This window comes from Arthrobacter sp. LT660, from assembly GCF_056172845.1.
Map to the genome: position 1 here is coordinate 1,247,100 of NZ_CM149651.1, position 11,727 is coordinate 1,258,826.

At 69.1% G+C, this 11,727-nt stretch carries 10 protein-coding genes; all 10 read right to left on the minus strand.

Translation table 11 applies throughout. The annotated features are described in order from the left end of the window. Positions 1-17: 17 nt before the first annotated feature. Positions 18-800, minus strand: coding sequence for a YggS family pyridoxal phosphate enzyme (locus AC0QSG_RS05715; RefSeq protein WP_435726536.1), 783 nt, complete (start codon positions 798-800; stop codon positions 18-20). Next, entirely contained in the window at positions 797-1,531 is a 735-nt protein-coding gene (locus AC0QSG_RS05720; RefSeq protein WP_475376918.1) for a purine nucleoside phosphorylase YfiH/LACC1 family protein, read from the minus strand. Before AC0QSG_RS05720 ends, AC0QSG_RS05715 begins: the two co-directional genes overlap by 4 nt. Positions 1,532-1,572: 41 nt before the next feature. Beyond that, positions 1,573-2,772 (minus strand): cell division protein FtsZ, encoded by a 1,200-nt coding sequence (gene ftsZ, locus AC0QSG_RS05725; RefSeq protein WP_435726534.1) that lies wholly within the window; start codon positions 2,770-2,772, stop codon positions 1,573-1,575. 204 nt (positions 2,773-2,976) lie between these two features. Further along, on the minus strand, positions 2,977-3,729 hold the full coding sequence (locus AC0QSG_RS05730) for a cell division protein FtsQ/DivIB (RefSeq protein WP_475376919.1): 753 nt from the start codon (positions 3,727-3,729) through the stop codon (positions 2,977-2,979). Continuing rightward, a complete protein-coding gene (gene murC / locus AC0QSG_RS05735) occupies positions 3,726-5,123 on the minus strand; it encodes a UDP-N-acetylmuramate--L-alanine ligase (protein WP_475376920.1) in 1,398 nt (465 codons plus the stop codon). The genes AC0QSG_RS05730 and murC overlap by 4 nt, the downstream gene beginning before the upstream one ends. A 4-nt stretch (positions 5,124-5,127) precedes the next feature. Beyond that, positions 5,128-6,264 carry an undecaprenyldiphospho-muramoylpentapeptide beta-N-acetylglucosaminyltransferase gene (gene murG / locus AC0QSG_RS05740; RefSeq protein WP_475376921.1) on the minus strand — a complete coding sequence of 379 codons (1,137 nt, stop codon included), beginning with the start codon at positions 6,262-6,264 and terminating at the stop codon, positions 5,128-5,130. Between the two features lie 35 nt (positions 6,265-6,299). Then, the gene (ftsW, locus tag AC0QSG_RS05745; protein ID WP_475376922.1) at positions 6,300-7,493 is read right to left on the minus strand and encodes a putative lipid II flippase FtsW; all 1,194 of its coding nucleotides are present in this window, start codon (positions 7,491-7,493) and stop codon (positions 6,300-6,302) included. Positions 7,494-7,629: 136 nt separating this feature from the next. Next, positions 7,630-9,168, minus strand: coding sequence for a UDP-N-acetylmuramoyl-L-alanine--D-glutamate ligase (gene murD / locus AC0QSG_RS05750; protein WP_475376923.1), 1,539 nt, complete (start codon positions 9,166-9,168; stop codon positions 7,630-7,632). Beyond that, the gene (gene mraY, locus AC0QSG_RS05755) at positions 9,150-10,256 is read right to left on the minus strand and encodes a phospho-N-acetylmuramoyl-pentapeptide-transferase (RefSeq protein ID WP_435726528.1); all 1,107 of its coding nucleotides are present in this window, start codon (positions 10,254-10,256) and stop codon (positions 9,150-9,152) included. The genes murD and mraY overlap by 19 nt, the downstream gene beginning before the upstream one ends. Beyond that, positions 10,253-11,725 carry a UDP-N-acetylmuramoyl-tripeptide--D-alanyl-D-alanine ligase gene (locus tag AC0QSG_RS05760; RefSeq protein ID WP_475376924.1) on the minus strand — a complete coding sequence of 491 codons (1,473 nt, stop codon included), beginning with the start codon at positions 11,723-11,725 and terminating at the stop codon, positions 10,253-10,255. The genes mraY and AC0QSG_RS05760 overlap by 4 nt, the downstream gene beginning before the upstream one ends. Positions 11,726-11,727: the final 2 nt, after the last annotated feature.

Consider the following 11,727-nt stretch of genomic DNA (forward strand, 5'->3'; position numbering starts at 1 on the left):
TCTCCGCAATGACGACGCTACCGCAAGGGCGGTCGCGGCCCGAGCACATCGGAACCGACACGCAGGTGTGTCGCACCGGCGGCAACAGCCTGCTCCAAATCCTGGCTCATGCCCGCGGAAACCGTATCGGCCCCGGGGTAGGATGCGCGCAGTTGGCGCGAAACTTCCATGAGCCGGTCGAATGCCTCCGCCGCGTCGGCGTCCAGCGGCGCGACTGCCATGACGCCGCCGAGTTCCAACAGGGCAGCCGCGTCGATGGCGTCGGCGATGGCGGGCACGTCGCCGGGCAGGGCACCGCCGCGGCCGGCCGCGCCGGCCTGCCCGCCGTCCTCGCCGGGAGGTTCCCGCAGATCAACTTGGATCAGGCAGCGCAGGGCCGCCCGCGGAGGCTTTCCGCCCTCCGCCAGGCGTTCGTTTTCGCGTGCCACGGCCTTGTCCAAGGCGGATACCAGCGAGATGCGGTCGACGGATTGCACGGCGGCCGCGTAGCGGGCCACGGATTTTGCCTTGTTCGTCTGGAGTTGTCCTATGAAGTTCCAAGCCACGTCGACGCCGTCGAGTTCGGCGGCCTTGGCGGCGGCCTCCTGGTCGCGGTTCTCGCCGACTTCGAGCACCCCGAGCTCGGCGAGCAACCGGACGTCGGAGGCAGGGAAGAACTTGGTCACCACGACCAACCCGGGTTCCTCGGTCCTCCCGGCATCACGACAGGCCTTGGAGATCCTCCGCTGCACGTCCGCGAGCCGACGCTCGAGTTCGTCTCGCCGGGCAACCGTGCCGCCCCCATTTTCGGTGGTGTTCACGGTGTCCGTTCCTCTCCCGCCCCGCCGGCGGTAGTGCCCCACACCAGGCCGGCGAACCTTCCGGAACGCGGATCCCGGCGATGCGAGTAGTAGTGGGTGTCCTCAATGGTGCAGATGTCGACGCGGACGACGTCGATCCCCTCAGCCTCGAGCAGCCTGCGCGCGGTTCCGGGAAGATCCAGCCCGCTGGTGCCGCGACGCGTCGTGGTGCGGATCCCCGGGAGTCGTTTCTCCGCTGTCTCCGCCATCTCCGTGGGCACCTCGTAGCAGGAGCCGCAGACCGCGGGGCCGATCCATGCCTGAATGTCGACGGCGCCCGCGTTCCGCAGCGCGCGCACCGTAGCCTCGAGGACGCCGTCCAACAGACCTGCCCGCCCCGCGTGCGCCACGGCGGTCGCCACGAAACCGCCGGCGACCCCGGCGAAGACCACCGGCACGCAGTCCGCCACCATGACTGCCAGCGGTACGGTTCCGTCGACGGATACAAGGGCATCCGCCGTTGGGGCCTTCGCGCTTCCCGACTCGTCCCCGACCACGTGCACGTCGGCCGAGTGGATCTGGTTCATGAAGCGCAGCGACCCGTCCCGAACGCCCAGCCGGGACTCGAGTTCCCTGCGGCGGTCCGCGACCGCTTCGGGGTTGTCCCCGACATGCAACGCGAGGTTGCCCTCGGTCATCGAGGTGAAACCAACGCGGGTCCCGGACAGTCCCACCGGTTCAAAACGAATCATCTTGGGCAACCTCGCGTTCGCGACCGCTCGCTGCTTTCTCCCTACTTCAGGAAGTCGGGCACGTCGAGGTCGTCGTGGGAGGAACCGGAGAGGTCCTGTTCCACGATGGCCGGAAGTTCCTCGTAGCGCGGCTGCGCCGGGCGTGCGGCCTCCGGGGCCGACTGCGCGGAGGCGTGGGCGGGAACCGCAGTCGACTGCGCCGGTGCCAGAGGAATCGTACCCGGCACCGAGGCCGGCTGGGACTGCGGCAGCACCTGCGGGATCTGCTGCGGCTGGGCGGGTGCCGAGGTGACGTCGACCTGGTCGAATCCGGCGGCGATCACGGTCACGCGGGCCTCGTCGCCGAGCGCGTCGTCGATGACGGCGCCGAAGATGATGTTTGCCTCCGGGTGCGCCACCTCCTGCACCAGCCGAGCGGCCTCGTTGATCTCGAACAGACCCAGGTCGGATCCGCCCTGGATCGAGAGCAGGACACCGTGGGCGCCGTCGATGGACGCCTCAAGCAGGGGCGAGGCGATCGCGAGTTCCGCGGCCTTGACGGCCCGGTCCTCGCCGCGGGCGGAACCGATGCCCATCAGCGCCGAGCCTGCTCCCTGCATGACGGACTTGACGTCGGCGAAGTCCAGGTTGATCAGACCCGGGGTGGTGATGAGGTCCGTGATGCCCTGGACGCCGGACAGCAGCACCTGGTCGGCGGAACGGAAGGCGTCGAGTACGGAGACGTTGCGGTCGCTGATCGACAGGAGCCGGTCGTTCGGGATGACGATCAGCGTGTCGACCTCGTCGCGCAGTGCCTCGATGCCGGCCTCCGCCGAGCTCGCGCGCCGGCGGCCCTCGAAGGTGAACGGGCGCGTGACGACACCAATCGTCAGCGCACCCAGCGATCGGGCGATCCGAGCCACGACGGGCGCGCCGCCGGTGCCGGTGCCGCCGCCTTCGCCCGCCGTCACGAAGACCATGTCGGCCCCGCGCATGACCTCTTCGATTTCCTCGGCGTGGTCTTCGGCGGCCTGGCGGCCCACCTCCGGGTTCGCCCCCGCGCCCAGGCCGCGGGTGAGTTCCCGACCCACGTCGAGCTTGACGTCGGCGTCGCTCATGAGCAGCGCCTGCGCATCTGTGTTGATCGCGATGAATTCGACGCCGCGGAGGCCGACCTCGATCATGCGGTTGACGGCGTTCACGCCGCCACCGCCGATGCCGACGACCTTGATGACGGCGAGGTAGTTCTGTGGAGCTGCCACGTCCTGGTTCCCTTGTTCGATGTGCTGCTGATCTAGGAAGCTTCAACCGGACTAACATTAACCTTCAGCTTGAGGGTTATAGTTATGTCAAGTACCTGCTACTGAAACGCTATGGGGTGCCCATCCCCCATGCAACGACCTAGGCCGCGTGTCGCCCCTTTGCCTTCAGGAAAGTTGCGTGCCGTGGTTCCCGGCGCCGCTCCCCTAGCGCGTCACGGGATGGTCCGGGCTCGTGACGTCGTAGACCTTCACCGCGGCGGCGTCGGGTTCGTTCTTGATTTTCAGCAGCGCCTCGACGACCCGCGCCTTGTCCGCGTTTCTTTCGGCGTTGCCCCAGAGCACGGTCTGGCCGTTGACCAGTCGCAGCTCCACGGAATCGATCGTCTTGGCCCCGGCCTTGTCCATGCGGTTCAGGACGGATTCCGGCAGGGAAGCCAGAACCTTCGTCACCGTCGCGAAGACCTTCGGATCCGCCGCCGACACGCCGGCGTCGATGACCGGGAGGTCGGCCCCGTCGCGCTTGGCCAAGGGCGCGAGGGTGCGTCCGTCCTCCGACACCAGCCGGAACTTGCCCTTGGATTCGACGATGGCCACCGGCGCGTGTTCGATCACTTCAACCCGCAGGGTCGACGGCGCCTCCGCTTGGACCACCACGTCCTTGACCGCCGGCTGGCCCTCCAGCAACCGCTGGACCGACGCCGGGCCGATGCCCGGCAACGGCGTCCCCACCAGGGGCTCCAGCGCCTCGCGCACCGCCGCTTCCCGAGTCAGCTCGATCCCTTGAACCTCGATGTTCTTCACGGCCAGCAGCGGGGAGTACAGGAGCACCAGGATCAGAGCGACGATGAGACCGACCACGGAACCGACGCCCACGAGAACCATGCGCCGACGGCGCTTTGCGGGCGGCTCCGGCAGCGAAACGACGTTGGTCTCCGGCACGGTGTCGAGGTGGCTCACCGACCCGCCGCCAAAGCCGCCAGGATGTCCACGCCGGCTTCCGTCACGTCCCCCGCGCCGATGGTCATCACGAGGTCGCCGGGCCGCGCCGCGGCCGCGATCCTACCGGGCGCGTCGAAGCGCGTCGCGGTTCCCCCGTCGGTGTTGAGCGCGTCGGCGACCAGTTCGCTGGTCACGCCCTCGATGGGCAGCTCGCGCGCGGGATAGATCCCCAGGACCAACGCCGTGTCCGCCAGCGACAGCGCGTCGGCGAACTCGCGCCAGAACTCGCGCGTCCGCGAAAACAAGTGCGGCTGAAACAGGACGTGGACGCGTCCCTCGCCGGCGACGGCCCGGGCGGCCTTGAGCGCGGCCAGCACCTCCGTGGGGTGGTGGGCGTAGTCGTCGTAGACCCGGACGCCCGAGGCCTCTCCGCGGTATTCGAACCGTCGCGCGGCCCCGGCAAAGGCGGCGAGCCCCGATGTCGCCGACTCCGGTTCCAGGCCGCAGTCGAGACCCACCGCGAAGGCGGCTGCCGCGTTCAGCAGGTTGTGGTCGCCGGGGACCGCGAGATCCAGCCGTCCCTCCTCGCCGCTCCCCCACTCGAGCGAGCAGCCGTAGCGCTGGCCGGCCAACGGTGTGGGATCCAGGAGGCGCCGGTCGGCCGTCTCGCTGAATCCGTACGTCTGCACCCGCACGTCGGGTCGCTCGCGCCGCGTCCGGACAGCCAGCGCGTTGGACCCGGCGTCGTCCGCGCAGCAGATCAGGAGCCCGTCCTCCGGCAGCAGGGACACGAACCGGCGGAAGCTTTCGTGAACGGCCTCGGCGGTGCCGTAGTGGTCCAGGTGGTCCGCCTCGACATTCGTGACGACCACGACGTCGGGGCGGTAGTTCATGAACGACGCGTCGGATTCGTCGGCCTCGGCCACGAAAATCCGTCCCGCCCCCTGCTCTGCGTTGACACCGAGGCCCGCGACGTTCGCACCTATGGCGAAGGACGGCGACAAGCCCGCGTGCCGGAGCATCACCGCGATCAACGACGTCGTGGTGGTCTTTCCGTGGGTGCCGCAGACGGCCACCACGTGGTGGCCCTCCATCGTGGCGGCGAGCCCTTCCGAACGGTGCAGGATCCGTAGGCCGTTGCGTTGGGCGGCGTCGAACTCCGGATTGCCGGCCTTGATGACAGACGAGACCACCAAGGTGTCGGCATCGCCGAGGTTTTCGGGTGCGTAGCCCACGTGGATCCGTGCCCCGAGAGCGCGAAGCTCGTGGAGCACGGGCAGATCCTTGGCGTCGCTGCCGGAGACGGCGACCCCGCGGGCCAGCATCAACCGGGCGACCGCGGAGACACCAACGCCGCCGATCCCCATCAGGTGTACGCGGCCCAGCTCGGAAAGTCTCGGGTTCTGCTGCATGCCTCTACCTTCCCACGCCGGGGGCCGGCGCGCGGCCCGCCGTCTCGAGAACAATCTGGGCCATGCGGCGCGCGGCGTCCCGGTTGCCCAGCGCGTGTGCCGCGCGGCCCATGATGTCCAACCTGTCCGGGCTGGAGAGCAGCGGCAGGACGGTTCCCGCGAAGAACCTCGGAGTGAACGAGTCGTTGTCGACGACCACGGCGGCACCCGCGTCGCCGAGGGGTCCGGCATTCAGCCGCTGTTCACCGTTGCCGATCGGCAGGGGAACCAGGATGGAAGGCAGCCCCACCGCGGCGATCTCACACACCGTTCCCGCGCCCGCCCTGGCGACGATCAGGTCGGCGGCGGCATAGGCCGATTCCATGCCGTCCACGTATTCGACCTGGACATAGCCCGGAGCGGCGAACACGACGCCGTCGTCGTCGAGCATCTGCTTCCCCCGCCCGGTGACATGCAGGACTTGGACGGGATTGCCGGCGGCGGCCAAATCGGCCAGCAGCGGCAGCGACGTGCGAATGGTGTGGTTGATGGACACGGCACCGGACGACCCGCCGGTCACGACCAGCGTCGGAACGCCGGGTTCGAGACTCAGCGACTCGCGCGCCGACCGCCGGTCGGCGGCCCGGTCCAAAGCGGCGATGGCCGACCGCATCGGCATGCCGACCAGTTCGGCACCGGCGAGTTCCGTGTTCGGGAACGCGGTGGCGATGCGGGCCGCGAACCGTGCGCCCAGCTTGTTCGCGAGTCCGGCGCGCGCGTTGGCCTCGTGGATCACCACCGGAATCCGCCGCTTGCGCGCGGCGAGGTAGACGGGGGTGCAGACGTATCCTCCGACGCCCACGACGACGTCGGCCCGCGCGCGGTCCAGGATGGCGCCGGCGTGCCGGACCGCCTGGACCATGCGGAACGGCAACTTCACCAGGTCGGCGGATGGTCGCCGCGGCATCGGCACGCGCTCGATGGTCTCCAGGGTGTACCCGGCAGCCGGGACCAGGCGGGTTTCCATGCCGGAAGCCGTTCCCACGGCGACGATGCCCGCCTCGGGCGCCTGTGTGCGGAGGGCGTCGGCGATGGCCAACAGTGGCGAGATGTGGCCGGCGGTGCCGCCACCGGCCAACACGATCGAGGGTCCAGGGTTCATGTCTTCACGGCTTTCGGGAGTCGTCGGTGGGCTGGTCATGCGGCGGCGGGTGGGTCCGTATGTTGGCGTGCGAAGCAGAGCACCACGCCCACGGCCATCAGGGCGAAGGTGAGCGCGGAACCTCCGTAGGAGATGAAGGGCAGCGGGACGCCGATGACCGGAAGCAGGCCCGTGACCATGCCGATGTTCACGAACGCCTGCCCGATCAACCACGCCATGATGCCACCGGTGGCGATCCGGACGAACGGATCCGAGTGCCGGACGGCCACGCGGTACATGGCAACCGCCATGATGCCGAACAGGGCGATGATGACCGTGGTCCCGATCAGGCCCAGCTCCTCGCCGATGATGGCGAAGATGAAGTCGTTCTCCGCCTCGGGGATGTAGTTCCATTTCTGCCTCGACTGGCCGAGCCCCACGCCCCACCATCCGCCCGAGGCCAGCGCGTAGAGGCCCTGGCGGGACTGGTAGCAGGCGTCGTTGGCGCCGCAGTCGATGCCCAGCCAGGCGTTGATGCGCCCCATGCGGTTTCCGGAGAGCAGCACCAGGAGCACGGCGCCCACGGCCGCGACCGCAGCGGCGATGCCGAAGATCCTCAGCCGCGCCCCTCCGAAGAACAGCGTGGCGACGATGATCAGGATCAGGACGAGCCCGGTGCCCAGGTCCCGCCCCGCGAGGACCAGTGCCAGCACCGCCAAGCCGCCCGGGAAGACGACCGGAATGAGTGCGTGTCCGGTGCGGTGTATCAACGGCGCCTTTTTGGCGAGCATCTTCGCCGCCCACACCGCCAGCGCCAGCTTCGCCGCCTCCGAGGGCTGAGCCGTGAAACCGCCGATCCCGATCCAGTTGCGGTTGCCGTAGACCTCGACGCCCAGCGGCGTGAACACGAGCAGCAACAGGAACAGGGCCAGCAGGATGGCCGGCCCGGCGAGCTTCTTCATTGTCGCCACGGACAGCCGCGACATGGTGACCATCAGGGCGCAACCGGCAAGGGCCCAAACACCTTGCTTCATGAACAGCAGGTAGGAGGAGGTCTCCCGCGTGATGGCTTCGACCGCGGAGGAGGACAGCACCATCAGCAGGCCGATCAGTGTCAAGGCCAGGGCGCTGCCCAGGATCATGTAGTAGCCGGTGTTGGCCCCGGAACCCGCGTCCCCCTCGACCATCCGCCACAGCCTCGCCATGGGACGGGCGTCGGCGTCGGAGGCCGCAACCTCGGCGCGGCCCATGGTCGGAGTCGTTGCCGTGGCCCGGGAGGCTGTCGTGGCATTCCCTGGACCGCCGCGGGGACCTGAGGAGCGTACCCGGGGTTTGCGGCCATCGCTGCCGCGCGGCGGCGAGGTGGGGGCTGGCACGGGTACTCCTTTACGTAGTGGTGTCCTCCATCAGCCCGCGGACGGCCTGGATGAAGGCGTTTCCGCGGTGGGCATATGAAGAGAACTGGTCCATCGAGGCGGCCGCCGGCGCCATCAGCACCGTGTCGCCCGCCTTGGCGAGGCCGGCCGCCGCGGCGACGGCTTCCGCCATGATGGTCCAACCGGTCTCTCCGTCTGCCGGCGGTGTCCCGCCTCCAGTTTCCCGCACCCCGGGCTCGATCAGCGGCACGTCCGGCGCGTGTCGCCGTAACGAGCCGCGGAGTGACGCACTGTCCGCGCCAATCAGGACCACCGCGGCGAGCCGCCCGGCGTGGCGCGCAACGAGCTCGTCGTAGTCGACGCCCTTGGACAGACCCCCGGCGATCCACACGACCGAGGAGAACGACGCAAGCGACGCGTCCGCGGCGTGCGGGTTGGTGGCTTTGGAGTCATTGATCCACAGGACGTCGTCGCGACGGGCCACGGCTTGGATCCGGTGTTCCCCGGGGTCGAAGGCGCGCAGACCGTCGCGAATGGCGCGGGGTTCGACGCCGTACGCCCGCACCAGCGCCGCGGCGGCCAAGGCGTTCGCCACGGTGTGCCTCGGCGCGATATCGCCCAGGTCGGTCAGGGCGGCCAACTCCGCTGCGGAGGTCTTCCGATCCTCGCCGTAGGCGCGGTCCACCAGCAGGCCCTCGACGACGCCCACCATGCTGAGCCCGGGCACGTCGGTGGTAAACCCGATGGCACGGCAGCCCTCGACGACGTCCGCGTCCTCCACCATGCGTTCCGTCTCGGCCTGGTCCGCGTTGTAGATCGCCGCGACCCGGGTGCGCGAATAGATCCTGGCCTTGGCGCCCAGGTACTCGGCGTACGATCCGTGCCAGTCGACGTGGTCCTCCGCCACGTTGAGCACCACCGAGGCAAGCGGGGACATCGTGTGTGTGGTGTGCAGTTGGAAGCTGGAGAGCTCGACGGCGATGGCGTCGTACCCCTCCGGATCGCGGATCGCGTCCAGGATCGGCGTACCCACGTTGCCGGCCGCGATCGCCCGCAGGCCGGCGGCCCGCAGCATCGATTCGGCCATCCCGACCGTCGTTGTCTTGCCGTTGGTTCCGGTGATGACCAGCCATTCCGCCGTCTTGCGCCCCCGGCGCTCGCGCACGCGCCAGGCGAGTTCCACGTCGCCCCAAATGGGGATGCCGCTCGCCTCGGCCGCCACGAGCACGGGATGCCGCGGGTTCCATCCGGGTGAGGCCACCACGAGTTCGGGCGGCAGTCCGTCGACCGGCGGCAGGGCGGAGGCGCCTGCGGCGCCCAGCAGGACGTCGGCCGCGCCCACGATCCGGAGCGTGTCCGCGCGCGAGCGGTTCTCGTCGGTGTCGGCGCCGTCGACGACGACAACCCGGGCGCCCAGCTCGATCAGGGTGTCGGCGGCGGAGAACCCGGACAGTCCGAGCCCGGCGACCACCACGCGCAGGCCCGCCCAGTCGGCGTCCCAGGTGGTCAGTTCGTCCAAGTGTGCGTGCGTCACAGCCCGACGACCCATTCGGCGTAGAAGATGCCCAGAGCCGCGGCGACGAACAACCCGGCCACAATCCAGAAGCGCACGACCACCGTGACCTCGGCCCAGCCTTTGAGCTCGAAGTGGTGCTGCAGGGGAGCCATGAGGAAGACCCGCTTGCCGCCGCTGAGCTTGAAGAAGCCGACCTGGATGATGACAGACAGGGTGATGATGACGAAGAGGCCGGCCAGCACCACGAGCAGCAGTTCGGTGCGGGAGAGGATGGCGAAGGCCGCGATGGCGCCGCCGATGGCCAGAGATCCGGTGTCGCCCATAAAGATCGCCGCTGGCGAGGTGTTCCACCAGAGGAAGCCGACCAGCGCCCCGGACAGGATCGCGCCCAACAACGCCAGGTCCATGGGATCCCTGACCTCGTAGCAGACCGAACCGATCGAGCGCGATGATCCGCAGGCTTGGTTGAACTGCCAGATGCCGATGAGTGTGTATGCCCCGAAGACCATGATGGACGCGCCGGTTGCCAGGCCGTCCAGGCCGTCGGTGACGTTGACGCCGTTGGTTGCGGCCGTGACGATCAGATTCGACCACAGGATGAAGAGCAGTGCCCCGAGCAGCGGACCGGCGAAGGCGAGGTCGAACCCCGTGTCCCGGATGAACGAGATCTTCGTCGATGCCGGAGCCAGCCCCTTTGCGTTCGGGAACTGCAGTGCCAGAAGGGCGAAGGCCACGCCGACGATGGCCTGAAGGGTGATCTTCTGCCACGCGCGCAGGCCCAGGCTGCGCTGCTTCGAGATTTTGATGAAATCGTCCAGGAAGCCGACGAGCCCCATGCCGACCATGAGGAACAGGAGGACGAGGCCACTGGCCGTCGGGCCCTCGGCGTGCTCGCTGAACATCCGCAGCATTGCGTGCGTTCCGAAGTAGGCGACGATGACGGCGAAGACGATGATCGCCCCGCCCATCGTGGGTGTGCCGCGCTTGGTGTGGTGCGTCGTCGGCCCGTCGTCGCGGACGAACTGGCCGTAGCTGCGGCGAACCAGGAGCTTGATGAACAACGGCGTACCGACCAAGGTCAGGAACAGCGCGATGGACGCGCCCGTGAGCAGTGCGATCACCGGTTCGGCCCCTCTCCGGCAACAGTTGCTTCGGACGACGCCAGGGCGATCCGATCGCCGAGATGCCTCAGCCCGGCCCCATTGGAGGACTTGAACAACACGATGTCTCCCGGTTCGAGCCGCTCGTTAAGCAGCCGTTCTGCGTCGTCGATGGTTTCGACAAACGTTGCTTCGTCGCCCCAGCTGCCCTCGAGGACCGCCGCCGTGTGCAGGGGCTTGGCGCCGGCGCCCACGACGACCAGCTTCTTGATGTTCAGGCGGACCACCACGCGTCCGAGGAGGTCGTGTTCGAAGATCGACTGGTCGCCCAGCTCGAGCATTTCGCCGAGCACGGCCCATGTCCTGCGCGCCGCGCCACCGGCGGCGTCGACCTGGCCCAGTTCGGCAAGCGTGCGCAGGGCTGCCCGCATGGATTCGGGGTTGGCGTTGTAGGCGTCATTGATGACGGTGACTCCATCGGGGCGTTCCGTCCGCTCCATGCGCCAACGGCTGGCGGGCCCCAGACCCGTCAGCGTGCCCGCGATGGTGCCCGGGTCGATGCCCAGGGCGTGGGCCGCCGAGGCGGCGGCCAGGACGTTGGAGACGTGGTGCCGCCCGATGAGTCCGCTGCGGACCGGATGCGCCGAGCCGTCGGGCATCACCAGCGTGAACCGGGGGTGCCCGTCCGCGTCGACGGACAGGTCCCGAGCCGCGGCAAAGACGCCGTCGGCCTCCGATTCCGGCCCGAAGCCCAGGACCGTCGCCGCCGTCCGGCCGGCCATCGCGCGGACCTGGGGGTCGTCGAAATTCAGCACGGCGGTGCCCGTGGCCGGCAGCGCCTCGACGAGTTCGCCCTTGGCGCGGGCGATGTTCTCCACGCCACCGAACTCGCCGGCGTGCGCCGTGCCCACGCAGAGCACCACGCCGACTTCGGGACGCACCATGTCCGCGAGGTACTCGATGTGGCCGATTCCCGTGGCACCCATCTCGACCACCAGGAAGCGCGTCGAGGACGTCGCCCGGAAGACGGTCAGCGGGACGCCGACCTCGCCGTTGTAGGAACCGACGGGTGCGACCGTCTCCCCCACCTTCGCGAGGATGGCCGCCAGTAGGTCCTTGGTCGTCGTCTTGCCGGCGGACCCCGTGATCCCGACCACCCGCAGGCCTCCGTCGCGCAACCGAGCCACGATGTGCGCGGCGAGGCGGCCCATGGCCAGCACGGCGTCGTCGACGATGACGGCCGGGTGGACCCCGCCGTCGTCGTCGTGCGTCTCGCGCTCCGCGAGCACCAGGACGGCGCCGGCAGCGAAGGCCTGGCCGACGAAGTGGTGCCCGTCGGACGCCTCTCCGGGCTTGGCGACGAACAACCACCCCGGGCGGCACTCGCGGGAGTCGGTGTCGACACCCGCGACGACGGTCTCGGGGGAGACCGTCGTGGTGGCGCGCCCACCGGTGATGGCGGCAATTTCGGCTGCGTTAAGTTCAATCATGG